Source organism: Streptomyces hebeiensis (assembly GCF_052983195.1).
On the sequence record NZ_CM129812.1, the window covers coordinates 2,415,387 to 2,440,832 of the forward strand.

Annotated in this window: 20 protein-coding genes and 2 tRNA genes; 6 read left to right on the forward strand and 16 right to left on the reverse strand. The window is 72.0% G+C overall.

The genetic code is table 11. The annotated features are described in order from the left end of the window. Positions 1 to 477: 477 nt before the first annotated feature. Positions 478 to 3,360 carry a leucine--tRNA ligase gene (gene leuS / locus ACU6P3_RS10310; protein ID WP_447196858.1) on the reverse strand — a complete coding sequence of 961 codons (2,883 nt, stop codon included), beginning with the start codon at positions 3,358 to 3,360 and terminating at the stop codon, positions 478 to 480. Positions 3,361 to 3,889: 529 nt separating this feature from the next. Between leuS and ACU6P3_RS10315 the strand changes: the two genes are divergently transcribed. Together ACU6P3_RS10315 and ACU6P3_RS10320 are read left to right on the forward strand one after the other, a co-directional pair. Then, the gene (locus ACU6P3_RS10315; RefSeq protein ID WP_447196859.1) at positions 3,890 to 5,599 is read left to right on the forward strand and encodes a ferric reductase-like transmembrane domain-containing protein; all 1,710 of its coding nucleotides are present in this window, start codon (positions 3,890 to 3,892) and stop codon (positions 5,597 to 5,599) included. Continuing rightward, entirely contained in the window at positions 5,596 to 7,200 is a 1,605-nt protein-coding gene (locus ACU6P3_RS10320; RefSeq protein WP_447196860.1) for an NADH-ubiquinone oxidoreductase-F iron-sulfur binding region domain-containing protein, read from the forward strand. The genes ACU6P3_RS10315 and ACU6P3_RS10320 overlap by 4 nt, the downstream gene beginning before the upstream one ends. Positions 7,201 to 7,403: 203 nt before the next feature. Here the strand turns inward: ACU6P3_RS10320 and ACU6P3_RS10325 are convergent. Beyond that, positions 7,404 to 7,476 (reverse strand) — tRNA-Ala (locus ACU6P3_RS10325). Positions 7,477 to 7,715: 239 nt separating this feature from the next. Between ACU6P3_RS10325 and ACU6P3_RS10330 the strand changes: the two genes are divergently transcribed. Continuing rightward, entirely contained in the window at positions 7,716 to 8,987 is a 1,272-nt protein-coding gene (locus ACU6P3_RS10330; RefSeq protein WP_447196861.1) for a glycosyltransferase 87 family protein, read from the forward strand. Here the strand turns inward: ACU6P3_RS10330 and ACU6P3_RS10335 are convergent. The 8 genes from ACU6P3_RS10335 to ACU6P3_RS10370 all read right to left on the reverse strand — a co-directional run bounded on the left by ACU6P3_RS10335 (position 8,966) and on the right by ACU6P3_RS10370 (position 14,197). Then, positions 8,966 to 9,199, reverse strand: a complete 234-nt coding sequence (locus tag ACU6P3_RS10335) for a hypothetical protein (protein ID WP_447196862.1) — start codon at positions 9,197 to 9,199, stop codon at positions 8,966 to 8,968. The genes ACU6P3_RS10330 and ACU6P3_RS10335 overlap by 22 nt on opposite strands. 548 nt (positions 9,200 to 9,747) lie before the next feature. Further along, positions 9,748 to 9,820: transfer RNA gene (locus ACU6P3_RS10340), tRNA-Ala, on the reverse strand. A 126-nt stretch (positions 9,821 to 9,946) separates the two neighbouring features. Beyond that, a complete protein-coding gene (locus ACU6P3_RS10345; protein WP_447197834.1) occupies positions 9,947 to 10,600 on the reverse strand; it encodes a histidine phosphatase family protein in 654 nt (217 codons plus the stop codon). Further along, positions 10,597 to 11,028, reverse strand: a complete 432-nt coding sequence (gene rsfS, locus ACU6P3_RS10350; protein WP_030748048.1) for a ribosome silencing factor — start codon at positions 11,026 to 11,028, stop codon at positions 10,597 to 10,599. Before rsfS ends, ACU6P3_RS10345 begins: the two co-directional genes overlap by 4 nt. A gap of 120 nt (positions 11,029 to 11,148) precedes the next feature. Further along, positions 11,149 to 13,011, reverse strand: a complete 1,863-nt coding sequence (locus ACU6P3_RS10355; protein ID WP_447196863.1) for an LCP family protein — start codon at positions 13,009 to 13,011, stop codon at positions 11,149 to 11,151. 36 nt (positions 13,012 to 13,047) lie between these two features. After that, a complete protein-coding gene (nadD, locus tag ACU6P3_RS10360; protein ID WP_447196864.1) occupies positions 13,048 to 13,713 on the reverse strand; it encodes a nicotinate-nucleotide adenylyltransferase in 666 nt (221 codons plus the stop codon). Between the two features lie 89 nt (positions 13,714 to 13,802). Continuing rightward, complete coding sequence (locus ACU6P3_RS10365; protein WP_344283563.1) at positions 13,803 to 13,964, reverse strand: hypothetical protein; 162 nt, start codon at positions 13,962 to 13,964, stop codon at positions 13,803 to 13,805. An 80-nt stretch (positions 13,965 to 14,044) separates the two neighbouring features. Next, on the reverse strand, positions 14,045 to 14,197 hold the full coding sequence (locus ACU6P3_RS10370) for a hypothetical protein (protein ID WP_344283566.1): 153 nt from the start codon (positions 14,195 to 14,197) through the stop codon (positions 14,045 to 14,047). A gap of 177 nt (positions 14,198 to 14,374) precedes the next feature. Between ACU6P3_RS10370 and ACU6P3_RS10375 the strand changes: the two genes are divergently transcribed. Next, on the forward strand, positions 14,375 to 15,568 hold the full coding sequence (locus ACU6P3_RS10375; RefSeq protein ID WP_447196865.1) for a M48 family metallopeptidase: 1,194 nt from the start codon (positions 14,375 to 14,377) through the stop codon (positions 15,566 to 15,568). Between the two features lie 160 nt (positions 15,569 to 15,728). Here ACU6P3_RS10375 and ACU6P3_RS10380 read toward each other — a convergent pair whose 3' ends face one another. The 5 genes from ACU6P3_RS10380 to proB all read right to left on the reverse strand — a co-directional run bounded on the left by ACU6P3_RS10380 (position 15,729) and on the right by proB (position 21,106). After that, entirely contained in the window at positions 15,729 to 16,850 is a 1,122-nt protein-coding gene (locus ACU6P3_RS10380) for an SCO2583 family membrane protein (RefSeq protein ID WP_447196866.1), read from the reverse strand. Between the two features lie 118 nt (positions 16,851 to 16,968). Then, the gene (locus ACU6P3_RS10385; protein WP_447196867.1) at positions 16,969 to 17,565 is read right to left on the reverse strand and encodes an SCO2584 family spore wall biosynthesis protein; all 597 of its coding nucleotides are present in this window, start codon (positions 17,563 to 17,565) and stop codon (positions 16,969 to 16,971) included. Between the two features lie 77 nt (positions 17,566 to 17,642). After that, positions 17,643 to 18,926: a glutamate-5-semialdehyde dehydrogenase gene (locus tag ACU6P3_RS10390; protein ID WP_447196868.1), complete on the reverse strand. Its 1,284-nt coding sequence runs from the start codon at positions 18,924 to 18,926 to the stop codon at positions 17,643 to 17,645. 199 nt (positions 18,927 to 19,125) lie between these two features. Continuing rightward, positions 19,126 to 19,635 (reverse strand): DUF8830 family protein, encoded by a 510-nt coding sequence (locus ACU6P3_RS10395; RefSeq protein WP_447197835.1) that lies wholly within the window; start codon positions 19,633 to 19,635, stop codon positions 19,126 to 19,128. A gap of 334 nt (positions 19,636 to 19,969) precedes the next feature. Then, complete coding sequence (gene proB / locus ACU6P3_RS10400; RefSeq protein WP_447197836.1) at positions 19,970 to 21,106, reverse strand: glutamate 5-kinase; 1,137 nt, start codon at positions 21,104 to 21,106, stop codon at positions 19,970 to 19,972. 621 nt (positions 21,107 to 21,727) lie between these two features. Here proB and ACU6P3_RS10405 point away from each other — a divergent pair. Both ACU6P3_RS10405 and rfbC read left to right on the forward strand, forming a co-directional pair. Further along, positions 21,728 to 23,770 carry a glycosyltransferase family 2 protein gene (locus tag ACU6P3_RS10405; RefSeq protein ID WP_447196869.1) on the forward strand — a complete coding sequence of 681 codons (2,043 nt, stop codon included), beginning with the start codon at positions 21,728 to 21,730 and terminating at the stop codon, positions 23,768 to 23,770. Positions 23,771 to 23,856: 86 nt separating this feature from the next. Continuing rightward, positions 23,857 to 24,456, forward strand: a complete 600-nt coding sequence (gene rfbC / locus ACU6P3_RS10410) for a dTDP-4-dehydrorhamnose 3,5-epimerase (RefSeq protein WP_447196870.1) — start codon at positions 23,857 to 23,859, stop codon at positions 24,454 to 24,456. A 144-nt stretch (positions 24,457 to 24,600) separates the two neighbouring features. Here the strand turns inward: rfbC and ACU6P3_RS10415 are convergent, their stop codons facing one another. Continuing rightward, positions 24,601 to 25,395 carry a methyltransferase type 11 gene (locus ACU6P3_RS10415; protein WP_030748088.1) on the reverse strand — a complete coding sequence of 265 codons (795 nt, stop codon included), beginning with the start codon at positions 25,393 to 25,395 and terminating at the stop codon, positions 24,601 to 24,603. Between the last annotated feature and the right edge of the window lie 51 nt (positions 25,396 to 25,446).

Sequence of the window (25,446 nt, forward strand, 5' to 3'; positions counted from 1 at the left end):
ACCCGCCGCCGCGTCACGATCGCCCCACGACCGCGCCACCGCCGGTGCGCGGTCCGCTCGCAACCCGTCACCACCGCCGACCGGTCACCCCGACCGGCCACCGGGCGGCATCACCGCTTTCGCACGATGCCGCTTCTTCCGCTCCTTACACCGTAAACGGCACAGGCAGGTCGGGGGTTCCGCCAGAACCCCCAACCTGCCCGTAGGGGAAAGCCCTGTGCGCCGGGGAAAGCCCTTGCCCACCGACCCCGCACCGGTGACGACACACCGGTGCCGACGCCGATACCTGGGCCGACGCCGGCGGCGCCGGTACCTAGTGCCCCTCCCGGCAACGTTTGCCCCGTCGCGACGCCCGGCACGCGCGCTCGCCGCGTTGGCCACAAGCCCAGGTAGCTCCGCTACATGGACTTCTGGCCGCCTTGCGATCACACGCACCGGACGCCGCTCCTTGACGGGCAAACCTTGCCGGTCGCGGCACTAGGCCGGAACGATGTTCACCAGCTTGGGCGCCCGTACGATCACCTTCCGGATCGCCGCGCCGCCCAGGGCCGCCACCACACCGTCGTCCGCCAGCGCCAGCGCGCGCAGCTCCTCGTCCGACACCGAGGGAGAGACCTCCAGCCGCGCCTTCACCTTCCCCTTCACCTGCACCACGCACACCACGGTCTCGTCCACGACGTACGCCGGGTCCGCCACCGGGAAGTCCCGGTGCACCACCGAGTCGGTATGCCCCAGCTTGCGCCACAGCTCCTCGGCGATGTGCGGCGCCAGGGGCGCGATCAGCAGCACCAGCGGCTCGGCCACCGAACGCGGTACCGGGCCGCCCGCCTTGGTCAGGTGGTTGTTCAGCTCGGTGATCTTGGCGATGGCCGTGTTGAAGCGCAGCGCCGCCATGTCCTGCGCGACCCCGTCGATCGCCTTGTGCAGCGCGCGCAGCGTCTCCTCGCCGGGCTCGGCGTCCACGACGGTGGCCTCGCCGGTCGTCTCGTCGACCACGTTCCGCCACAGCCTCTGCAGCAGCCGGTACTGGCCGATCACCGCGCGCGTGTCCCACGGCCGCGAGACGTCCAGCGGACCCATCGCCATCTCGTACAGGCGCAGCGTGTCCGCGCCGTACTCGGCGCAGATCTCGTCCGGAGTGACGGCGTTCTTCAGGGACTTGCCCATCTTGCCCAGGACCCGGCTGACCTTCTGGCCCTGGTACCAGAACCCGCCGTCCCGCTCCTCGACCTCGGCGGCCGGTACGGCGATCCCTCGGCCGTCCCGGTAGACGTACGCCTGGATCATGCCCTGGTTGTACAGCTTGTGGAACGGCTCGGCCGAGGAGACGTACCCCAGGTCGAACAGCACCTTGGACCAGAAGCGCGCGTACAGCAGGTGCAGCACCGCGTGCTCGGCGCCGCCCACGTACAGGTCCACACCGCCGTGCGGCCGGCCCTCCCGCGGGCCCATCCAGTACCGCTCGATGTCCGGGTCGACCAGCCGCTCGCCGTTGTGCGGGTCCAGGTAACGCATCTCGTACCAGCACGAACCGGCCCAGTTCGGCATGGTGTTGGTCTCGCGGCGGTAGCGCTTGACGCCCTCGCCCCGGCCCAGGTCCAGTTCGACGTTCACCCAGTCCTCGTTGCGCGACAGGGGCGTCTCCGGCTGGGTGTCGGCGTCGTCGGGGTCGAACGTGCGCGGCGAGTAGTCGTCGACCTCGGGCAGCTCCAGGGGCAGCATCGACTCGGGCAGCGCGTGCGCGGTGCCGTCCTCGTCGTAGACGATCGGGAAGGGCTCACCCCAGTAACGCTGCCGGCTGAACAGCCAGTCCCGCAGCCGGTAGTTGACCGTGCCCTCGCCGATGCCCCGTTCGGCCAGCCATTCGGTGATCCTGGCCTTGGCGTCGGTCACGCCCAGGCCGTCCAGCGAGATCTCCGCGTTCGCCGAGTTGACGATCCGCGCGTCGTACGAGGCGAACGCGTCGTCCCACTCGGCGGGATCGGCCGAGCGCCCGTCCGAGGGCTCCACCACACAGCGGATCGGCAGCTCGAAGGCGCGCGCGAACGCGAAGTCCCGGCTGTCGTGCGCCGGTACGGCCATGATCGCGCCGGTGCCGTAGCCCATCAGGACGTAGTCCGCGATGAAGACGGGAACGGGCTCGCCGCTGACCGGGTTGGTGGCGTACGCGCCGGTGAAGACACCGGTCTTGTCCTTGGCCTCGGCCTGGCGCTCGACGTCGGACTTGGCGGCGGCCTGCTTGCGGTACGCGTCGACGGCCTCGACGGGGGTCGCGTGACCGCCGGTCCAGACCTCGTGCGTGCCCTCGGGCCAGGCGGCCGGGACGATCTTCTCGACCAGGTCGTGCTCCGGTGCCAGCACCATGTACGTCGCCCCGAACAGCGTGTCCTGACGGGTCGTGAAGACGGTGATCGAGCCCGTGTCGCCCACGGGGAAGTCGACCCGCGCGCCCTCGCTGCGCCCGATCCAGTTGCGCTGCTGCAGCTTGATGGCCTCGGGCCAGTCCAGCGCGTCCAGGTCGTTCAGCAGCCGGTCGGCGTAGGCGGTGATGCGCATGTTCCACTGGCGCAGCTTCGCCTTGAAGACGGGGAAGTTGCCGCGCTCGGAGCGGCCGTCCGCCGTGACCTCCTCGTTGGCCAGGACGGTGCCCAGCCCGGGAGCCCAGTTGACGGGTGCGTCGGAGGCGTACGCCAGCCGGTACTCGCCCAGCACGTCGGCGCGTTCTGCAGCGCTCAGCTCACTCCAGGGGCGCCCGTCAGGGGTCGCGCGCTCCCCGCTCTCGAACTGCGCCACCAGCGTCTCGATCGGGCGCGCCTTGTCGGCGTCCTCGTCGTACCAGGAGTTGAAAATCTGGACGAAGATCCACTGCGTCCACTTGTAGAAGTCGGGGTCGATCGTCGCGACGGCCCTGCGCTTGTCGTGCCCCAGACCCAGCCTGCGCAGCTGCCGCACCATGTTCGTCATGGCGTCCTCGGTGGAGACGCGGGGGTGCGTGCCGGTGGCGACGGCGTGCTGCTCGGCGGGCAGGCCGAAGGCGTCGAAACCCAGCGTGTGCAGCACGTTGTGCCCGGTCATGCGCTGGTGCCGGGCGTAGACGTCGGTGGCGATGTAGCCCAGCGGGTGGCCGACGTGCAGGCCGGAGCCGGAGGGATACGGGAACATGTCCATGACGAATTTCTTGGGCTTCGCCACCTCGGCCGCGTCACCGGCCAGGTCGCCCGTCGGGTTGGGCGCCTGATAGGTGCCGTCCGCGTCCCAGAAGTCCTGCCAGCGCGCCTCGATGTCGGCCGCCATGGCGGCGGTGTAGCGGTACGGCGCCGCCGCCTGCTCGGCGGGGGCGGCGGGATTCGTCTCGCTCATTTCCTCTGAAGCTCCATCGGTCGTCTCTGCCTGCGAATGAAAAAACCCCTCGCACAGGAGGGGAAGCCGCGCCGATTCCGACGGGTTTTCTCTGGTCCGTCGGGACTGATCAGCGCGGCTCGCTAAGCAGAAGGCGTACGGCACGCATGGCGCCAGGGTACCGCAGGGCCCGGATACGCCGCACCGGCGTATCCGCCCAAGAGCCTCCAAGGCCCGCCAAGGCCCCGAGCCCCTGGCCAACGAGCCGCCAGGCGGGACGCCACGCGAGCCGCCACACAAGACGCCACCCGGCCGAGAAGCGCCTTGACGCCGGACCGTCGACATGCCTCTCCGAAGAAGTCCCCACACCCCCCCGTTCGACAGGCCGAACAGACGACTTACCCCGCGTATCGACCCGATCCGGACCAATGAAGAGTTGGCTAACTCACCTTCCCCCGGTTAAACCCGCAAACGCAGTACCGCCTGGTATGGCTCCACTTAGCATGCGGCAACGGGACCGCTTTCCCGAGCCATTCGGAGTTGCCCCCCTATGAACCCACTAAGCAAGCTCAGCTCCTCGTCCAACCCGGAGCTGGGCAAAAGTCGCCAGGCGGCCGCCGTGGCGACCCTCGCCGCACTGGTAGTCCTCCCCGCACTCGCCATCCTGGGAGGCGACGCCTTCCAGAAATTCATCGACTTCGGCGCCGGCGTGCTGGCTCTGCTGTGTCTCTCCGGAGCCGTCGTCTGGGGGCTGATAGCCAGCGACAGGCTGTTCCTGTCGCCGCGCGACCGGCTGATCTCCCAGGCGATCCACCGGACGACGGCAGTGGGCTCGCTCGTCTTCCTGCTGCTGCACATCAGCATCAAGGTGTTCCTCGGCAAGGTGGCGCTGATCGGCGCGCTCATCCCGTTCAGCCTCGGCGTCACCGGCACCGGCGCGCTGATCGGCCTCGGGTCGTTCGCGGCGCTGATGATGGTCGTCGCCGCCCTGACCGGAGCGGCCCGCAGCGTCTTCGTGCCCACTCCCCGGTACGCCGGCCGCTGGCGCGCGATCCACATGGTGGCCTACCCCGCCTGGTGCGCCGGACTGGTCCACGGGCTGTTCGCGGGCCGGCCCGCGGCGTCCTGGGTCACCTGGCTGTACGGCCTGACCATGCTCGGTGTGGCCGCCGGCCTCTCGCTGCGGCTCCTGCCGGCCCCGACCAAGCGCCGGGTGGCCGACGTGATCCTGGCGATCACCGGAGGGTCGGGGTCCGCGCCTCCGATGGCGAACGAGGAGTCGGCCCGCCGCAATCTCGTCTCCTCGCCCCTGCCCGGCTCGGGCGGCCGCCTGCCCGGCTCGGGCGGCATCCCGTCGCAGCGCGCGGCGCGCGACCGGCAGGAGACCGCGTCGGCGCGCGAACCGGCCTTCTCGACCCAGTCCATGGGGTCGGTGTCCGGCCCGGGACGCGGCACACCGCGGATCGCCGCGCCGAACCCGCCGCTCTACGAGGCGACGCGGGCGCCCGTCGACCCCACGGCCGACACCTTCATCGCCTCCCGGGCGGATGTCCTGCCGGGCCTCGGCCCCGACCCGCTCCAGGACACGGGGACGAACCTGTCCGCCGGCTACCGCGCGGTCTCCGGCCAGGGCCAGGACAGCCGGGGCATGACGGCGCCGATGCCCGACACGGGCCCGGCCGGCGGGCCGCCGAGCGGCGAGATCCCGCTCGCCGAGCGGATCCCGATGACCGAGGAACTCCCGATCATCACGGACGACCCGCTGGGCAAGGGCGGCTCCTGGCCCACGCCGTCCCCGCCCCAGCCGGCCCAGGCGTTCGTCACCCCGCCCGCGGCGCCCGCGTACGACACCGGCGGCGTCCCCGCGTACGGCTCGGGCCCCGTCCCCCCGTACGACACCGGCCAGACACCGCGGTACGACGCGGGGGCCGGCGTCGGCGCGTACGACACCGGCGCCGTCCCCGCCTACGACCCGAACACCGCCGCGTACGGTCAGAACGCCTCGCCCCCCTACGGCGCGGGACCCGCGCCCGCGTACGACACCGGCGCCGTCCCCACGTACGGCTCGGGCCCCGTCCCCCCGTACGACACCGGCGCCGTCCCCGCCTACGACGGCCAGGCCTACCAGGCCCAGACACCCACCCCGCAGGCCCCGCCCGCCTCCCCCGCCCCATCCGTCGGAGCCGAGCCCCCGCTCGGCCCCCTCTACCAGCCGCGGGGCGGGGAGCCCTGGAACCCATCCGCAGGAGACCGACCGTGAACGCCCCGCTCCCCGATGTCCCCGAGGTCCGCGTCGTCGGCCTGCCCCAGCTGACCCAGGGGTTCGACCTGGTCGAGCGTCTCGACCTGCCCATGCACCTCAAGGTGCACGGCCCCTTGGAGGCGATGACCGGTGAACGGCTGGCACAGCTCGCCGAGCACATATCCCTGACCGGCCGCGGCGGCGCCGGGTTCCCCTTCCACAAGAAGCTGCGTTCCGTGGCCAAGGCCGCGATCCGGCGGGGGGTGCGGCCGGTCGTCGTGGTCAACGGCAGTGAGGGGGAGCCGCCCTGCCGCAAGGACACCGTCATGCTCAACCGGGCTCCGCACCTGATCCTGGACGGCGCGCTGCTGGCCGCCGAGGCCCTGGGCGCCCGCACGCTGGTGGTGGTCGTCACCCGTAACTCCACCGAGGTCTCCATCCGCGCGGCACTGGCCGAGAGGGGCCTGTCCGACCGGCGCGGCCAGCAGTTGAGAGCCCGGGTGGTACGGACTCCCGAGCGCATGGTCTCCGGCGCGGCGGGGTCCGTGATCCGCGCCGTCAACGGCGGTCCCGCACTGCCGCCGGGCCGCAGCGGGCGCTCGTCCGAGTCGGGCGTCGACGGCGCCCCGACGCTCCTGTCGAACGCCGAAACGTTCGCGCAGATCGCCGTCGCCGCCCGGGTCGGCGCCCGGCGCTACAACCACACCGGTCTCGAATCGGAACCCGGCACGGTCATGCTCACGATCTCCGGCGCGGTCGCCCGCCCCATGGTGATCGAGGCGCCCACGGGGGTGCCGCTGCCGTACGTGCTCCAGATGGCAGGCGCGCCGCCGGTGCCACAGGGCGTGCTGACCGGTGGCTACCACGGCAACTGGATGGACTCGGTGGCCGCACACGAGGCCGTGATCTCCAAGGAGTCCTTCTCGGCCTACGGCGGCGCGCTGGGCGCCGGCGCCATCCTGCCGATCGGCCCGGAGAGCTGTCCGCTGGGGGAGGCGCTGCACGTGGCCAACTGGCTGGCGGCCGAGACGGCGGGCCAGTGCGGGCCCTGCTACCGGGGGCTGCCCGCGGCGGCCGGCGGCCTCTCGGACGTCATCAACGGCGGCGGACAGGCCGCCCTGGAGGCGCTGCGCGCGGTGACCCAGGCCGTCAAGGGCCGAGGCGTGTGCCACCACCCCGACGGCTCGGCCCGCTTCTTCGCCTCGACCCTGTCGGCGTTCACGGACGATCTCGCCGCGCATGTGCTGCACGGCGGGTGCGGGCGCGAGACGTACGGCGTGCTCCCGCTGCCGGGCCCCGAGCAGGAGGAGGCGACGGAGGAGTCGATCCCGAGCGGCGAGAAGCTGGTGATCGACTGGACCCTGTGCGAGGGCCATCTGCTGTGCACGGACGTACTCCCGGAGCTGATCAGGACCGCCGCGGACGGGTTCCCGATGTTCTCCAACGCGTCGGTCCCGCAGCACCTCCAGGCGCGCGCCCAGCGCGCGGTGCGCCGCTGCCCCGAGCTGGCGCTCCGGCTGGAGCGGTCCGGCCCGCCGCGGACGCCGGAGAAGAAGCCCGCGCGGGCGGAGCTGCCCCCGGGCGGCGGCCGCAAGGCGCTGGGCTCGGGCCGGGGCTGACCCGCCGCGGTGGCCAACAACTGAAAACAGAACGGACCGGCGGGCTCCTGCGGGAGCCCGCCGGTCCGTTCGCGCCCTGCCGTCGAAAGGCAAACAGCACACCAAGGAAGCAGGAAAGCCGCACCTTACGGAGATGCGATACGAGAAAGCGGACCAACCCCGATCGGGCGGTCCGCTTCTTCATCGCACTGTCGTGCCGCTTGTGGAGCTAAGGAGAATTGAACTCCTGACCTCCTGCATGCCATGCAGGCGCTCTACCAACTGAGCTATAGCCCCTTATGGGACGCCTCTTCGGGATTCCCCTCGGCGACGTCGACAAGAGTACACGTTCTTTCGGGCCCCTCACCAATCGAATCCACTCTGCACCTATTTCGACCGATATGGTCACCGATGTGACCGTTTCCGTATCCAGAAGTACGCCGGCCGGGGGCTCACCGCCCGACACCCCGCCCGAGCCCCTGCCCGACACTCCGGCCACAGACGCACCGTTGGGACGTGCGGGACGTGCGGAGCAGGTGTCCAGGAGACGCGTTCTCGCCGCCGTGACGGCCTGTCTGGTGTCCTTCGCCGCGTTCTGGGCGGCCCAGCGGGCGGCCGGGGTCTCGATGATCGACCTGATGGTCTACCGGGCCGAGGGCCGGACGGTGCTCGACGACGGCGATCTCTACGCGATGCGCGTGACCCACGCCCATCTGCCCGCGACGTACCCGCCCTTCGCGGCCCTGCTGTTCACCGTGCTCACCCTCCCCGGCGTCCCGGTGCTCCGCGCGCTCGCCACGGCCGCGAACCTGCTGCTCCTGGTGGTGTTCGTACGGCTCTGCCTGCGCGTCGTCGTACCGCACGCCACGCGGGGCCGGGCCTGGACGGTCACGCTGTGGTCGGCCGCGCTCGCCGTCTGGTGCGAGCCGGTCTGGACGACGCTGCGCTACGGGCAGATCAATCTGCTGCTGGCGGTGGCGGTGGTGTGGGACCTCTCGCGGCGGGCGGGGCACCGCGGGGCCGGGGCCGGCATCGGCCTCGCGGCGGCGGTCAAGCTCACGCCCGCCCTGTTCGCCGCCGTGGCGCTGCTGACGGGCCTCGTACGGGCCGGGGAGGCCCTGCGGACGAGCGGCGGCCGCCGGGCCCCCGGACCCGGCGGCCCGTGGCTGCGCCTGGCCGCCACCGCGGCGGCCGTCTTCGCCGTGGCCGGCGGCGTGGGCGCCGCGGTCCTCCCCCACGACTCGCTGCGGTTCTGGACGGGCGTCCTGTTCGAGGCGGACCGGGCGGGCCGCGCGGAGGACGTCGCCAACCAGTCGCTGCGCGGCGTGCTGGCCCGGCTGCCGGACGTCGCGCACGGGGCCGGGTCCTGGACCGAGGGCCCGGCCTGGCTCTGGCCCGTCGCGGCCGCCGTGGTGGCGGCCGCGGGCCTGGCCACGGCGGTGGCGGCCGCCCGGCGCGAGGACCGCGCCGGGGCCCTCGTCTGCTGCGCCGCGACCGCGCTGCTGATCTCCCCGGTCTCCTGGTCCCACCACTGGGTGTGGTGCGTGCCGGTCGTGCTGTTCCTGGCCGTGCGCGCCGGCCCGCCGTGGGCGGTCGCGGCCGGGCTGGTCTTCTGCTCGTACGCCCTGTGGTGGCCGGTGCCCGGCACCGGCGGCCTCGGCGGGGTCCCGGGCGGCGAACCCGTCGGCGACATCGTCCGGCCGGTGCTCGCCGCCCTCTACCCGCTGACGGCCCTGGCGCTCCTGCTGTACGTCGCGCGCACGAGTCCCGGGCGCGCGTACGGGACTCAGGCCGTGGCGAACGAGTAGAACCGCTTGAGGGTGCAGTGCTCGTCCAGGAGCCGCCCGTAGATCGGCTCACCCTCCAACTCCCGGTAGGTCTCGATCGGGTCGCCCTTTATGATCAGCGCCTGTGCGCACTCCTCGCACCAGTACTGGTACTTGGGGTTGGGCGGATCCATGTCCCGGACGATGGGCGTGCCACTGCCGCACCAGTCGCATTTTCGCCTGTGCGCCCCCATGGTCAACTCCGCCTGTGGCCGCGGGCCGTGCGCGCGTGGGCAGTCCTGCCGTTGTCGCCGAGTGGGGGAGCCACGTGACCCGAGTGGCGTGAGGGGCGGTCGGGGCACCCACGCATCGCCGGTGGGACAAGCAGGTCATCGGGTTCGTCGATGCTGCTGGCGGACAATACGCACTCCCTCTCTGTCCGGTCCCTCGTCCCCGTCCGGCCGTCCGATTCTGCCACGCCGGAGCAGGCCGGTCAGCCTGAAAGGACGCACCTGGCAAGGGCCGGTACGGGAGATCGGCGCCGGTCGGCCGCCCGTGGCCCCGTCCGCTCCGGCCCGTTCGGGCACGGCGGCCCGAACACGCTTGCGGTGCACGGGCGTTGGGACTCGTCCCCTCAGGGACCCGTATCTCCGGTGGCTCCGCGTCCACGCGTCCCGGTGTCCGTGTTCCCGGTGTCACCCCGCCCCGGGTACTCCCGCGTCTCCCTGTCCCGTCTCCGCCCCGGTTCCCGGACAACAGAAATCCCGCCCCCTGTCGGGGACGGGATCCGGTGTCGCGATTGTGGAGCTAAGGAGAATTGAACTCCTGACCTCCTGCATGCCATGCAGGCGCTCTACCAACTGAGCTATAGCCCCGCGTGTTCTTCGCGCTCCGCGCTCCGCGCTGCGAACAAGAAGAACTCTAGCCTGCGACCTGCCGGAAAGCGAAATCCGCTCGGCAGGGGCGCCGGGGCCGGGGCTCAGGGGCGCCGGGGCCGGGGCTCAGTCGTCGTCGCCGAGGACCGGCTCGGGAAGCGTGCCCGCGTTGTGCTCCGTGAGCCGCCAGCCGCGCGCGCCCTCGCCGAGGACCGACCAGCAGCAGTTGGAGAGCCCGCCGAGGCCTTCCCAGTGGTGCGCCTCCAGCCCCAGCAGCCGCCCGATGGTCGTACGGATCGTGCCGCCGTGGCTGACCACGACGAGCGTGCCCTCGTCCGGCAGCTTCTCGGCGTGGCGCAGCACCACGGGCGCGGCCCGGTCGGCGACCTCGGTCTCCAGCTCGCCGCCCCCGCGCCGCACCGGCTCGCCGCGCTTCCAGGCCGCGTACTGCTCGCCGAACCGGGCGATGATCTCCTCATGGGTCAGCCCCTGCCAGGCGCCCGCGTAGGTCTCCCGGAGGGCCGCGTCGTACGCGATGTCATGGCCGGTGATCGCGGCCAGCTCACCGGCCGTGGCGGCGGCCCGCCGAAGGTCGGAGGAGATGATCGCGGCCGGCTTCAGGGAGGCCAGCAGCCGGGCCGACCTGCGGGCCTGGCCGAGCCCGGTGTCGGTGAGCTCGATGTCCGTGGTGCCCTGGAAGCGGCGCTCCAGATTCCATGCCGTCTGGCCGTGGCGCCACAGGATGATCCGGCGGCCCCTGCCCCCTTTGCTCCCGTTCAGCTCAGCTCACCGTCCGGGTCGGCGGCGGGCACGGCGGCGGCGTCGGACGCGCCGCGGGTCTTGACTGCGTCCTCGGGCAGGTCCAGCTCGGGGCAGTCCTTCCACAGCCGCTCCAGGGCGTAGAAGACCCGCTCCTCGGTGTGCTGGACGTGCACGACGATGTCGACGTAGTCGAGGAGGATCCAGCGCGCGTCCCGGTCACCCTCCCGGCGCACCGGCTTGGCGCCGAGCTCCTTCTGGAGCCGCTCCTCGATCTCGTCGACGATCGACCTGACCTGGCGGTCGTTGGGCGCGGAGGCGAGCAGGAAGGCATCGGTGATCGACAGCACGTCGCTGACGTCGTACGCGATGATGTCGTGCGCGAGCCGGTCGGCGGCCGCCTGGGCGGCGGCGTTGACGAGCTCGATGGAACGGTCGGTGGCGGTCACAGGCAGGCTTTCGTCGGCGGTCGTGGCAAACAACAGGGTCTCACGGACCACCGACAACACGCGCGGCCATTGAAACGCACCTTCGAGTCTCCGCCTCCCCCGCGAACCTGACAGCCGGCCCTAATCGACCTCGTAGTCCTGTCCCAGGACCACCGAGACGTCCGCGTTCGGTACCGCCTTGTCCTGGCGTACCGCGCTCGTCGGCAGCCCCAGCGTCTTCGCGACCTCTTCCGCCTGGGACTTCTTCGCCGCGTCGCCGTAGCTGACCCGCGATGTCGGGGCCGCGTCGTCCGTGCCCGCGTCCACGAACGCGTAGCCCGCGTTGACCAGGGAGATCCGTGCGGACTCCGCCGCGTCCTGGGCGCCGCTCGCGTTCCGCACGCCGACCCGTACGGCCGCGCCCGGTTCCGGGGCCTTGACCGAGCCGCCCAGGACGTCCTTGACGACGGTCTCCGCGGTCTTGTCACTGAGCGTGCCGGTCGGCTGGACCGGCAGGACGGACGTCCGGTAGTCGCCCACCTTCGCGTGCTCGGCGAGGTTGGCGAGCGAGGCGCCCAGGTCCTTCTCCGGCAGCGACGGGTCCAGGATCATCGCCAGCGTCTCGATGGTGACCGTCGCCGCCTCCGGGTCGTCCGACATCTTGCGCAGGACACCCTGGAGGACCTGTCCGAAGCGCTGGAGCTGTTTGGTCTCGGGCTCCTCACCGGCCCGGTACGTGGCGTAGGCCACGGCCATCCGCCCGTTGAGCGTCTCGTTCTCGCCCTTCTCGACCAGCGGGTCCTCGCCCTTCTTCGCGGCGGGGACCTCGGTGTCGGTGGTCACCTCGATCGAGCCGACCATCTCGACGAGGTTCTCCAGGTAGGGGGTGTCGAGCCGCCAGGTTCCGGTGATCTTGGTCCCGAGCAGGGAACCGATCGACTCCCGGGTGCCGTCCGAGCCGTCGTTGTCGACGGACTGGGCGAGCGTCGTGGGGGCCCCCTCCTCGTCCGCGACCGACAGGGAGTTCGGCAGCAACAGGGTCGTGCCCTGTCCGGTGGTGGCGTTGTTGACCAGCAGCGCCGTGGAGGTGCCCTTGCCCTCGGTGTTGTGCAGGTGCACCACGATCACGTCGCGCTTCTCCGGACCGGAGGCGGCACTCGCCGTCCGGTCCCCGCCCGAGGTGCCGGGCAGCATGCCCGCGTACCAGAGGTAGCCGACCCCGCCGCCCAGCGCCAGCGCCAGTACGACGGTCAGCGCCACCACCCGGCTCCGGCCGCGCCGCTTGGCCTCCTCGCGGCGCTCGGAGCGGCTCTCGGTGAACTTGAGCCAGTCGATGACGTCTTCGGACTCCTCGTTCGGCTCCTCGATGAACGAGAACTGCTCGGTGCGGTAGTCCTTGTCGGCGGTGTCTCCGGCGGTCCCAGCTCTTCCGGCGCCATGGGCGGGGTCGGTGCCCGCGGGAGCGTCCTGGCGCTCGGCCGGGTCCGCCTCCGCGCGGCGTGGCCCGGGGACGGCGGAGGCGCGCCCGGCCTCCGGTTCCGTCGCCGTCTCCGGAGCGAGCGGTTGTCGCTGCCGCTCCTCATGAGACCGCGTCTGAGTCCGCGTCTGGTTCTGTTGCGGGATGTCCCACTGCTGAGCGGACTGCTGGGCGCCCGAGGGGTCATACGTTCCGTACGGCTGCTGCTGGTCCGTGGCGTAGCCGTACGCGTCGTACGACCCGTACCCCTGCCCGCCCTGCTGCCCGCCCTGCTGCTGTGCGTACGGGTCGTGGCCGTAGTCGTGGCCGTACGCCTGCTGCTGGGGCTGCCCGTAGGCGTCGTACTGCTGCTGCTGCTGTTGTTGTTGGTGGTGCTGCTGCTCGTAAGACTGCTGCTGTTGTTGAGGGAGCTGTTGAGATTGCTGAGCCTGCTGGTACACCGGCTGCCCGTACGCGTCGTACCCGACGATCCGCGGCTGAGGATCGTACGGGCCGTACGGATCGTACGGCTGCTGCTGGTCGTTCACCCGGTGTGCCCCTCTCCGTGGCTCATGCTCCCTGGCTCACGCGCCCCGGTACAACTGCCGCTTGTCGATGTAGCGGACCACACCGTCGGGCACCAGGTACCAGACCGGATCGCCCTCGGCGACCCGCTGCCGGCAGTCCGTGGACGAGATCGCCAGCGCCGGGACCTCCACCAGCGAGACGCCGCCCTTCGGCAGCCCGTCGTCGGTCAGGTCGTGGCCCGGCCGGGTGACCCCGATGAAGTGGGCGAGCGAGAACAGTTCCTCGTGGTCCCGCCAGCTCAGGATCTGGGAGAGCGCGTCGGCTCCGGTGATGAAGAAGAGATCCGCGTCACCGTGGAGGGCCCGCAGATCCCGGAGCGTGTCGATCGTATAGGTCGGGCCCCCGCGGTCGATGTCGCTGCGGCTGACCGAGAACTGCGGGTTGGACGCCGTCGCGATGACCGTCATCAGGTACCGGTCCTCGGCCGGGGAGACCGTCCGGTGGCTCTTCTGCCACGGCTGCCCGGTCGGTACGAACACCACCTCGTCCAGGTGGAACAGGGCGGCGACCTCGCTGGCCGCCACCAGGTGCCCGTGGTGGATCGGGTCGAACGTACCGCCCATGACGCCGAGTCGGCGCTTGCCGTGGCCCGTGCCGTGCCCCGTGCCTGGTGCCGCGTCGTGATCGGACGCGGGATCTGTGGGCGTCTGCTGGTCTCCCATGCGTGCAGAGCCTACTGGCACGGGGATTCGATCCTGCCCCGGCCGTCTCGATTCCCCCGCGGCCGCTCCGGACGCCGCCCGGCGGCCGCTCAGCGGTCGCGGTTGAAGCGCGTGGTGATCCACAGCAGCAGGAGCAGGGCGAACAGGGCGCCACCGCCGGTGAGAATCGGGTTGAGGCTTTCGTGGTTGCCGCCTTCAACGCCCTCGGCGAGCGTTACCAGGCTGGCGGCGGTGCCGGAGGAGAGGCTCATTCTGCGGGCCCTTTTCGTCGGTTCGGAGCGGTGACTGCGCCCACATCGTATGCGGGCCCCTCGGGCACGCTTACGCCGACTCAGTCGTTGGGGTCGTTGTCGCGGTATCCGCGCAACAGGAACCAGGCGAGCAGGGCGGCTCCGACCAGCGAGACGACCAGCACGATCCGGATCGTGTCGCCCGGTCCCTGTTGATCAGAAGCCGCGGCGAGCAGTGTGGCGGTTTCCGGCATGTCGGTGGTGCTCCTCGGTCTTTACCGTCCGGCCGGGGCCATCACCGTCCGGCCGGGCCCGTGCTCTTTCCCTGTTGACTCACGGCCGTGGGCCCCGCTCCACGGTAGACCCAGCACCTAGGCTGGGCGCGGCAGGGGGACGAGCGAGCAGCGGACTCGTACGAACAGGGGACTTCCATGACCGATGACCGTCACGACAGCCAGGCACGGCACAACGGCGGTGAGCCGAACGGGGCGAGCGGACCGGGCAAGCCGGACGGGCCCGGGGGACCGCCGTCCTCGGGACGCGTGCCGAGCAGGCAGCGCCGGCGCTTCCCCGGCATCTCCTCACGGGCGTACGAACACCCGGCGGACCGCTCGGCGCTGGTGGCACTGCGCAAGCTGAGCGGCTTCGACACCGTCTTCAAGTCACTGAGCGCGCTGCTGCCGGAGCGGAGCCTGCGGCTGCTCTACCTCTCCGACTCCGTACGGGTCGGCGAGACGCAGTTCGCGCACCTGCACACGATGTTGCAGGACGCCTGTTACATCCTGGACCTGGAGAAGGTCCCGGCCATGTACGTGACCCAGGACCCGCGGCCCAACGCCATGTGCATCGGGCTGGACGAGCCGCTCATCGTGGTCAGCACGGGCCTGGTGGAACTGCTCGACGAGGAGGAGATGCGGGCGGTCGTCGGCCACGAGGTGGGCCATGCCCTCTCGGGTCACTCGGTCTACCGGACGATACTGCTCTTCCTCACCAGCCTCGCGGTCAAGGTCGCCTGGATCCCGCTCGGCAATGTCGCGATCATGGCGATCGTGACCGCGCTGCGCGAGTGGTTCCGCAAGTCGGAGCTGTCGGCTGACCGGGCGGGGCTGCTGGTCGGACAGGACCCGCAGGCGTCGATGCGCGGCCTGATGAAGATCGCCGGTGGCAATCACCTGCACGAGATGAACGTGGACGCGTTCCTGGAGCAGGCGGAGGAGTACGAGTCGGGCGGCGATCTGCGCGACTCCGTCCTCAAGATCCTCAACGTGCTGCCCCGCTCGCACCCCTTCACGACGGTCCGGGCCGCCGAGCTGAAGAAGTGGGCCGAGAGCCGTGACTACCAGCGGCTCATGGACGGTCATTACCCGCGCCGCGACGAGGACAAGGACACCTCGGTCACGGACTCCTTCCGTGAGTCCGCGTCGCACTACGCGGACACGGTCCGCACGAGCAAGGACCCGCTGATGAAGCTCGTCGGGGACATCGCGGGCGGGGCGGGCGACCTGGGCGGCAAGCTCCGCGACCGGTTCACGGGCGGTGGCGGTGGCGGTGGCGGTGGCGGTAAGTCCGGCGGGAACGGCACCGGCCGCGCCACGGACGACGGACAGGACACGCCACCGGCCTGACCGGCGAACCGGCCGGGTCCCCGGGTCCGGCCACCGGACGGCCGTCGGACCGGCGGCCACCGGACCGCTGAACGCCCACCTGTCGACGGGACCGCGCCACGCCGCTCGGGCGCTCACCGCTCGGGTCCGCACGCACCGCTCCGGCCCCCGCCGCCGGGGCCTACCGCGCCGGCGCCGTGGGGGTCGGCTCCGCCGCGCGGGAGAGCGTCCCGCACAGGCCGGTGCCGGACGGACCGGTCGTGTACGGGTCGGTCCCGGCCGGGTCGTCCGGTTTCGCGCGCTGCCCCTCCAGCAGGGGCCGCAGCGTGCCCGGCGGCTCGGCCGAGCAGTCCTGCGGCCCCGCCCGCGTCTCGCTGCTGAGCAGTTCCAGACTGTGCTTGGGCAGGTCCGCCATGTCGATCCGGAACCGCAGCTCCCGCCGTACGGTGAACAGCGAGGCGTCCCGTACGGGCAGCCCGTGCGCCCCGGCCGGGCGCAGGGCGTAGACGAAGAGGTGGTCCGCGGTCACCTCCAGCGTGCCGGGAGCGGTCTCCTCGTAGCGCAGCGTCCCGTGCACCCGTACCTGGCTGTCGGCCTGGGCCACCTTCCCCGGGTCGAAGCGGACGAGCCAGCCGACGGGCGCGTGGCGGCCGTCGTCGGCCGGGGCGGCGAAGCTGCTGTCGAACTGCGTCTGCTGGCCCGGATCGAGCAGCACCCGCACCGGGCGGACGGTGCGGCCCGCGAGGACGTCCGGGTCCAGCGAGGACGCCACGAGGTAGTCCTTGACGGTCGTCAGCGCGGCCGTCACCTGGCTCTCCGAGAAGTCCCCCGCGCCATGGGCGGCGGGCAGCGTGATCCCGGCCGCCCCGACCCGGAACTGGGCCGCCGGGCTGTGCGCGAAGAGGTCCTCCGGGGCTCCGCCGGGCACCGGCCCCTGGGGTGCCAGGGGGATCACCGACATCCGCGCCTGGGCCGCGCCACCGACGACGGGCGGCCGGTAGGGAGAGCGCACCCCCAGGTAGACCGCCGTACCGAAGGCGAGCACGATCACCAGGACGAGCATCAGGAACTGCCGGGGACCGTTCCTGAACACCCGGCCACGCCGGCCGCGGCGGTGCGGAGGCGGCGGGGGCGGCACCCTGCGGACGGCGTGGGCGTGGTCGCCCATGCGCTCCTTCGCGGAGTACTCCTGGAGCCGGGCAGCGCGGATGAACGATTCGTCGAAGACGACGGACCGGTATTCGTCATCGCCGCCGGGGAGCCCCTCGGGTTCCCCTTCGGGTGGGTCTCCGCGCCCTGCCATACCCTCAGAGTAGGTCGGCGGGGGCGAACGTAAACGTCGGGCCGACGGCCGGCTTCACAGGCCCCTGGGGAGCCCTCCGGGTCTCCCGCTCCGCGGCCACCATCGAGCCCTCCGGGTCTCACGGGCTCCGCGGCACCATCGAGGCCTCCGGGGCCGACGCCGCGGCGGATCCCGACGGCACCGTCTGCTCCGGCTTGTCGATCCCGGTCCGCGCGGGCTGGGGCACCCGGTCGTCCCGGCTGCCCGTCGCACCCCGGTAGACGGCCGTGAAGGCGATCGCGACCATGCCGATGCCCATCACCACGGCGAGCACCCAGGCGACGGGGCGGTGCCAGCGGGCGCTGCTGCGGTACGGGCGGAGCGTGCCGCCGTGCCGTCCGTACGGGCCCGCGCCCGCGCCGTCCGGGTCGTTGTCCAGCTCGTACGGATACTCCGGGCCGTAGGCGCCGTCCCGGCCGTACAGCTCCTCGTACCCGTCGCGGTCGGGGTCGTCCTCGGCGGCTCCCCCGCCGGCCCTCGCCCGGGCCGCCTCGGCCTCGGCACGCGCCTGGGCGGCGGCCAGCAGGCGCTCCACGGCGGAGGGTTCATGGACAGTGGCGGCCTTGACGAAGTCCTCGTCGAACACCACGGAGGCGAAGTCCTGGTCCGCGCCACCGCGGTCGTCGTCGGGCTCCCAGCCGTCGGGAAACGGCTTGCCCCCCACGTCGTCCGGCACCCCCTCAGAGTAAACCTGGGACGGGTTTTTGGGCAGGCCGAGTCCGAAGTCTCCGGAAAACGGCGCGGCCGCGCCGCCTACCGGGTGTGGCCGTCGCCCGTCACGATGTACTTCGTCGAGGTCAGCTCCGGCAGCCCCATCGGCCCGCGCGCGTGCAGCTTCTGCGTGGAGATGCCGATCTCGGCCCCGAAGCCGAACTGACCGCCGTCCGTGAAGCGCGTCGACGCGTTCACGGCCACCGTGGTGGAATCCACCAACCGGGTGAACCGGCGGGCCGCCGCCTGCGAGGTGGTGACGATCGCCTCCGTGTGCCCGGACGACCAGAGCCGGATGTGCGCGACGGCCGCGTCCAGCGAGTCCACCACCGCCGCCGCGATGTCGTACGAGAGGTACTCGGTCTCCCAGTCCTCGGCGGTGGCGGGTACGACCGTCGCCTTCGAGCCCGCCGCGTACGCCGTCACCCGCTCGTCCGCGTGCACCGTGACTCCCGCGTCCGCGAGCGCGTCCAGCGCGCGCGGCAGGAAGGCCGCCGCGACGTCCTGGTGGACGAGCAGCGTCTCGGCCGCGTTGCAGACGCTGGGCCGCTGCGCCTTGGAGTTGATCAGGATGTCGACGGCCATGTCGAGGTCGGTCTCCGCGTCCACGTACACATGGCAGTTGCCGGTGCCGGTCTCGATGACGGGAACGGTGGACCCCTCGACGACGGTACGGATCAGGGAGGCGCCGCCGCGCGGGATGAGGACGTCGACCAGGCCGCGCGCCCGCATCAGTTCCCGCACGGAGTCCCGGCCCTCGCCGGGCACCAGCTGGACGGCGTCGGCGGGCAGCCCGGCCCCGCCGACGGCGTCGCGGAGCACCCGCGCCAGCGCGGTGTTGGAGGCGGTCGCCGAGGAGGAGCCCCGCAGCAGCACGGCGTTGCCCGACTTCAGGCAGAGCGCGGCGGCGTCCACGGTGACGTTGGGGCGCGCCTCGTAGATGATCCCGACGACGCCGAGCGGCACCCGCACCTGGCGCAGGTCGATGCCGTTGGGGAGTGTCGAGCCGCGCACGACCTCGCCGACCGGGTCGGGGAGCGCCGCCACGTCCCGTACGTCGGCGGCGATGGCCCGCATGCGCTCCGGGGTGAGCGTCAGCCGGTCGACGACCGCCTCGCTCGTGCCGGCCGCACGCGCCCGTTCGACGTCCTCGGCGTTGGCCGTGACGACCTCGTGTGTACGGACCTCCAGGGCGTCGGCGATCGCCAGCAGGGCGTCGTCCTTGGCCGCGCGCGGCAGCGGAGCGATGTCGGCGGCGGCGGCGCGGGCCCGGTAGGCGGTCCTGGCGACCGGGGAGAGGTTGTCGTACGGCGAGAGCGAGGTCATGCCCGCAGGGTAGTGCGCGTCCCGCGGGCATTCCGCACGTATTCCGCACTCCGAGACACCGCGTCCGCGGGCCGTCCCGACGCGGCGCCCGGGCCGAGGGCCCCGGCGCGGCGCCCGCCGGCGCAGGGGCCACGACCGGTGGCCTCGAGGCCCCGGCCGGCGGAGTCGACGTCCCTGGCCGCCGGTCCCGGGCCCGTCGTCAGTACGGGTGGACCCCCACCGACGCCGCCGGCGGTGGCCCGTACCCCTCCGCCACCCGTTGGTGGTACGTCTCGCGGTCGATGACCTCCAGCCCCACGATCGCCCACGGCGGCAGCTTCGAGGTCGAGCGGTGCTCTCCCCAGAGTCTGAGCGCCACCGCGGCGGCGTCGTGCAGGTCCCGGGCCTCCTCCCAGTAGCGGATCTCGGCGTGATCGTTGGCGTACCGGCTGGTCAGCAGGAACGGGTGGTCGTGTGCCAGTTGCTCCAGCCCGCGCCGGACCTCGGCCAGCGGCGCCTCCGCGCCCGAGACGCTGAGCGTGACGTGCCACAGCTTCGACACCGGACGCTCGGTGGCGCGGGTGTCCGCCGCCGCCCTGGAGTCTCCCGCCGCGCGCGCGTCCGCGACCGTCCCGGTGCCCCGCACCGCCGTCACGTCCCGTACCGCCGTCGTCTCCCGGGCCGACACCGTTGTCCCCTGCGCGCCCTGCGGTGCTCGCGCCCTCCGTATGCCCTGCGGGCCGTGCGGATCGTACGGCCCGTGCGGGACGTGCGGATCGGCCACTGCCTCCCGCTGTCGCTCGCCGTCGCCGTCTTCCCCCGTCTCGACGCTGGTCAGGGCACGTTCCTCCCGCCCAGTCCTCCGAATGCGGTCGCTGCCCCCAGTCCCTCGGGGCACCGCCCCCGGGCGCGCTCGTCTCACCGGCGGCCTCCTGTTTGATGCGTCGTCGTGCTTCCCCGTCGTACCCCTTGAGACAAAGTTGACCAGTCCCGGGCAGACGATGGGGCGCTTTTGGTAAAGCTCCCCTTACAAAGGCTGGAGTTTCAGCCGTTTCAGGGGCGCGTCAGGGGTGCAGGAGGACCAGATCGTCCCTGTGTACGACCTCACGCTCGTACGCGGGGCCGAGTTCCCGCGCCAGCTCCCGGGTGGAGCGGCCGAGCAGCCGGGGCATCTCCCTGGCGTCGAAGTTGACCAGCCCGCGGGCGACGGCGCGGCCGGCGGTGTCCCGCAGTTCGACCGGGTCGCCCGCGCTGAAGTCGCCCTCCACGGCGGCGATCCCGGCGGGCAGCAGCGAGGTCCGGCGCTGGACGACGGCCCGGACGGCGCCGTCGTCCAAGGTCAGCGCGCCCTGCGGGGTGGAGGCGTGGGCCAGCCAGAGCAACCGGCCCGTCGAGCGTCGTCCGGTGCTGTGGAAGTACGTTCCGGTGTCGCGGCCCGCGAGCCCGTCGGCGGCCCGGCTCGCCGAGGTCAGGACCACCGGCACGCCGGCCGCCGCGGCGATCCCGGCCGCCTCGACCTTGGTGACCATGCCGCCGGTGCCGACACCCGCCCGCCCGGCGCTGCCGATGGCGACGCCCGCCAGGTCGTCGGGGCCGCGCACCTCGGCGATCCGGGAGGAGCCGGGCCTGCTGGGGTCGCCGTCGTAGAGCCCGTCGACGTCCGAGAGCAGGACGAGCAGGTCGGCGCGGACGAGATGGGCGACGAGTGCGGCCAGCCGGTCGTTGTCGCCGAACCGGATCTCGTCGGTGGCGACGGTGTCGTTCTCGTTGACGACGGGGAGGGCGCCCATGCCGAGGAGCTGGTCGAGGGTGCGGTAGGCGTTGCGGTAGTGGGCGCGCCGGCTGGTGTCGTCCGAGGTCAGCAGCACCTGTCCGACGCGGACTCCGTAGCGGGCGAAGGAGGCCGTGTAGCGCGCGACCAGGAGTCCCTGGCCGACACTGGCGGCGGCCTGCTGACGGGCCAGGTCGCGCGGGCGGCGGTCCAGGCCGAGCGGGGCGAGGCCGGCGGCGATGGCGCCGCTCGACACCAGCACGATCTCGCGGCCTCCGTCGCCGTCCCCCCGGCCGCTGCCCGGGCCCCCGCCCCGGACGGCGGCGAGGACGTCGACGAGGGCGTCCACACGGTCCGCGTCGAGCCCCCCGGAGGCGGTCGTGAGCGAGGACGAACCGACCTTCACGACGATCCTCCGGGCCCCTGCCACGGCCTCCTGCCGGGTCACCGCCTCCTGCCGTGCCGCTGCCACGTGCTCCGCCTGCTCTCGCTGTCCTGGCCGTACGGGCCCCCGGTCGCGGAAAGTCGCGGGACCGGGCGCCCTCCGGACACCCTCGGGCCCGGTGCGGGCCCCTCCGGGCAGGTCAGCCTACGCGAGCGCGGCTCCCGGAGGACCGCGGTTTTCACTGGCTGGGACGGCGTCGGCCGGGCGGGGCAGGGCCTGAACCGGACCGGACCCCCGGATCGGTCCGGTCCGGGGGTCCGGTACGGATCGGACCGAGGCCGGATCGTTCCGGATCGGAGCGGTCCGCGGCCGGCCGTACCGGTCTGCGGCCGGACCGGGGCCGGCACCCCCATGTCCTCGTGAACTCCGCCGTCACCGCCCCCGCAGCCCCCGGGCACGTGATCCCCGTCAAACCCACACCCCGGAGCACAACCCGCGGCCGGTGACGACCGTCTGTCAGGTGTAACAACAGTCGGGAAACATCGGGGCCACCACGGCGATAGGCTGGCGGTCATGACACGCCGATAGCACACCGACGGCGGTGACTCCCCCGCTTCAGTCCTCGGCAACCACAACGAGATGGGCCCATCAGTAATGCCAGTAAAAGTGAGCGTCGTCATTCCGGTGTACAACCCGGGCAAGTACATCGACCCGTGCATCAAGTCTTTGCTGGCGCAGACGCTGCCCGCCGAGGACTTCGAGGTTCTCTTCGTCGACGACGGCTCCACGGACGACACTCCCGACCGGCTCGACAAGCTGGCGGTCGAGCACCCCCACTTCCGGGTGATTCACATCCCCAACTCCGGCTGGCCCGGGAAACCGAGAAACATCGGCGTGGCCGAGGCGAAGGGAGAGTACGTCCAGTTCGTCGACCAGGACGACCACCTCGCCTCCGACGCGCTGCGACGGCTGTACGAGATGGGCCACCGCAACGGCTCCGACATCGTGATCGGCAAGGTCGCCTCCAATTTCCGCGGGGTGCCGCACGGTGTCTTCAAGGTCAACCGCGAGAAGTGCGACCTGAGCAACGCCCCGCTGTACGACAGCCTCACGCCGCACAAGATGTTCCGGACCGAGTTCCTGCGCGAGAACAACATCGCCTACCCCGAGGGCAAGCGGCGCCTCGAGGACCAGCTCTACATGATGGAGGCGTACTTCCCCGCCAAGGTCGTCTCGATCCTGGGGACCTACACCTGCTACTACTACTCGCGGCGTGACGACGGCCAGAACGCGGGCTCCGCGAAGATCGTGCCGTCCGGCTACTACGGCAACCTCCGCGAGGTCCTCAAGGTCGTCGTGGACAACACCGAGCCCGGCGAGTTCCGGGACCGCGTCCTCCGCCGGTTCTACCGGGTGGAGATGCTGGGCCGGCTGAGCGAGCCGGGCATCCTGAAGTTCACGCCCGAGTTCGCCGACGAGATGATCGAGGCCATCCGCCCGATCGCCGACGAGTACATGAACGACGAGGTGCACAACGGCCTCGGCGCGCTGACCCGGCTGCGCTCCACGCTCCTGCGCGCCGGTGACCGCGACGGGCTGATCGCCCTCGCGCGGTTCGCCTCGTCCGTGAAGGGCGCGGCCCACCTGGAGAAGTTCGAGTGGCAGTCCAACGGGAAGGCCCAGCTGTCGCTGTCCGTCCGGCTGGTCCAGGGCGAGGAGAAGAAGCCGCTGCGCCTGGTGCGCCGGGACGGCCGCCACTTCCTGCACCCGGCCATCACCGAGCCGTTCCTGCCCGAGGGCGAACTCCTCGACATCACCGACGAACTGGACGGTTTCAAGGGCGAGCTGTCCATCCGCAACCGCGAGACGGCCGTGGAGTGGCCCTGCCCCGTCACGTACACGACCGAGGTGGAGAAGCTCACCGTCCGGGACGGCGACGCGGCCGAGGGCGACGAGGACACGTACGAGGTCGTCCTGCGCGGCAAGGGTGAGGTCACCAGCGAGGCGGTCAAGGGCCGCGGCCGGGTCTCCAAGGGGTTCTGGGACATCTGGGTGCCGGTCCGCGGCCTCGGCCTCGTCCGCAAGGCACGGCTCGGCGCCGACCGGGACCCGTCGGTGGACGCCGACTGCCTGCCGGCGGTGCTGGGTTCGCCGGCCCGCCCGGTCATCCCGTACTTCACGGACCCGCACGGCAACCTGACGCTCGATGTCGCGGGCCGCGCCAAGAAGCTGGCCACCTACCTGGCCGACCGGCCGGTGCGGCGCATGCCCGGCCGCTCCGAGCTGCGCATGGAGGTGTTCACGACCTCCAAGTCCACCTCGTGGCCGGTGGAGTTGACGCTGACGTCGGCGGACGGCACCAAGCGGACCGCCCCCGCCACCCTGCGCCCCGACCAGGGCCGCGCCCACCTGTCCGTCCCCGCCCGGGTGCCGGACCTGCCCGCCGGCACGGCTCGGCTCGCGGTACGGCTGGACGGCGCCAAGGGAGCCGAACTGCCCCTGTGCGACGTGCCGGTGGCGGGCGGCGGGCGGCTCCAGCTCGACCGCACCGACCTGGCGGAGGTCGACGCGACGATGGTCCGTCAGATGACCTCCAGGCGTCGCCGCGCCTCGCTGCGCCGGGCGCTGCGCACCGTCGGCGGTCCCGTCGTCCGGCGGCTGCCGAAGTCCGCCCGCAAGAAGGTGCGCCGCCTCGCGGCGCGTCTGTGACGCCCGGCGCCGACGCCCGCCCCTCCTCCTCGCTCCCCCGAGCGGCACGAACAAGCACGATCAAGCACGAACAAGGACGTGATCACATGCGACAGCTCTCCGTCGAAGGCGCCTGGGTCCACGAACCGAAGGTCTTCCCGGACAGCCGTGGCAGCTTCCACGAGTGGTTCAAGGCCCCCGACTTCGTGGAGTCGACCGGCCACGCGCTGAACCTCGCCCAGGCCAACTGCTCCGTCTCCAGCCGGGGCACGCTGCGCGGCATCCACTTCGCGGACGTGCCGCCGGGCCAGGCGAAATACGTCAAGTGCGTGAGAGGGGCCGTGCTCGACGTCATCGTGGACATCCGGGTCGGCTCCCCGACCTACCGCAGATGGGACGCCGTCCGGCTGGACGACGTGGACCACCACGCCGTCTACCTCGCCGAGGGGCTCGGGCACGCCTTCGTGGCGCTGACGGACGACGCGACGGTGGTCTACCTCTGCTCCGAGGGGTACGCGCCCGAGCGCGAGCACGGCATCAACCCGCTGGACCCCGAGCTCGGCATCGAGTGGCCTGCGGGCATCACCCCGCTGCTGTCGGACAAGGACGCGGCGGCGCCGACCCTGGCGGAGGCCGAGGCCCAGGGCCTGCTCCCGTCGTACGAGGCCTGCCGCGCCTACTACGCGGAGCTGGCCGCGCGCGGCTGACCTCCGCCGGGAGGCGGCCATACGGAAGGGGCCCGGGCGACGTTCGACACGTCGCCCGGGCCCCTGCGTACGGCTCCGTACAGCCTGAGCCGAACCGCCGTCCGGCACCGTCCGGACCGGGGCGGCGGCCCCGGCCGGAACGGATCAGCCGACCACGGCCTCGATCTGCCGCCGCAGCGGCACGAACGCGGAGCGCGGCCGGCGCAGGTTCCGCGCCCGCGTCAGGCCCTGCCAGAAGCCGGCCCGCAGCAGCGCCTCGGGCTGCACCGCGTTCTTGCGGACCAGCACCTCGTCGGGCACGTCCTGCGGGTCCGGTACGACGTACTCTTCGATGATCTTGTCGTAGGCGTCCTTCAGGACCGTGCTCTCCGGGTTGGCGCCGAAGATGGCCACGACCCCGGTCGGAGCGGTGTCGACGTCGACCACCAGCAGGTCCGGGCGGAAGCGCCGCAGCACCGTCGCCACCTTGTAGACGTCCCCGGCCCAGAACTTGGTGTGCCGGTCGCGCGCCGCCTCGTCCACGTCCCTCGGCAGCATGTCGTCCAGCACGATCACGCTGGACCACCGCGAGTGCTTCTCCACGTTCATGAAGTCGCGCAGCGCGTACTCGAAGAGGTGCATGCCGTCGATGAACGACAGCTCCAGCTTCGGGTCGCCGCCGAGAAGATTGACCGGATCCCGACGTGCGAGCGCGCGGAACGGGTTGCGCCCGTTGCGCAGGTGGATCAGCGGGTCCTTGCGGGCGAAGAAGTCGTCGCTGGTCGACTTCACGAGGTGGACGTCACAACTGATGTCCGTGACGACCTTGAAGGCCGGGTCGACGGCCACCGAAGGCACCCGGGAGAGCGCCAGGCTGCGCCCGTCATTGACCCCGATCTCCAGGTAGTTGCGGGGCTTGTACACACGGTGCAGGTGGCGCAGGAAGCCGTGGCGGTCCACGTAGAGGGCCCTTCACTGAGAATCAACAACGGAGGCTTGATTCTCAGTGAA

Coding starts and splice junctions, on each gene's coding strand:
- leuS (WP_447196858.1), bottom strand. CDS start 3,360: ATGAGCGAGACGAATCCCGCCGCCCCCGCCGAGCAGGCGGCGGCGCCG.
- ACU6P3_RS10315 (WP_447196859.1), top strand. CDS start 3,890: ATGAACCCACTAAGCAAGCTCAGCTCCTCGTCCAACCCGGAGCTGGGC.
- ACU6P3_RS10335 (WP_447196862.1), bottom strand. CDS start 9,199: ATGGGGGCGCACAGGCGAAAATGCGACTGGTGCGGCAGTGGCACGCCC.
- nadD (WP_447196864.1), bottom strand. CDS start 13,713: ATGGGAGACCAGCAGACGCCCACAGATCCCGCGTCCGATCACGACGCG.
- ACU6P3_RS10365 (WP_344283563.1), bottom strand. CDS start 13,964: ATGAGCCTCTCCTCCGGCACCGCCGCCAGCCTGGTAACGCTCGCCGAG.
- ACU6P3_RS10370 (WP_344283566.1), bottom strand. CDS start 14,197: ATGCCGGAAACCGCCACACTGCTCGCCGCGGCTTCTGATCAACAGGGA.
- ACU6P3_RS10375 (WP_447196865.1), top strand. CDS start 14,375: ATGACCGATGACCGTCACGACAGCCAGGCACGGCACAACGGCGGTGAG.
- ACU6P3_RS10380 (WP_447196866.1), bottom strand. CDS start 16,850: ATGGCAGGGCGCGGAGACCCACCCGAAGGGGAACCCGAGGGGCTCCCC.
- ACU6P3_RS10390 (WP_447196868.1), bottom strand. CDS start 18,926: ATGACCTCGCTCTCGCCGTACGACAACCTCTCCCCGGTCGCCAGGACC.
- rfbC (WP_447196870.1), top strand. CDS start 23,857: ATGCGACAGCTCTCCGTCGAAGGCGCCTGGGTCCACGAACCGAAGGTC.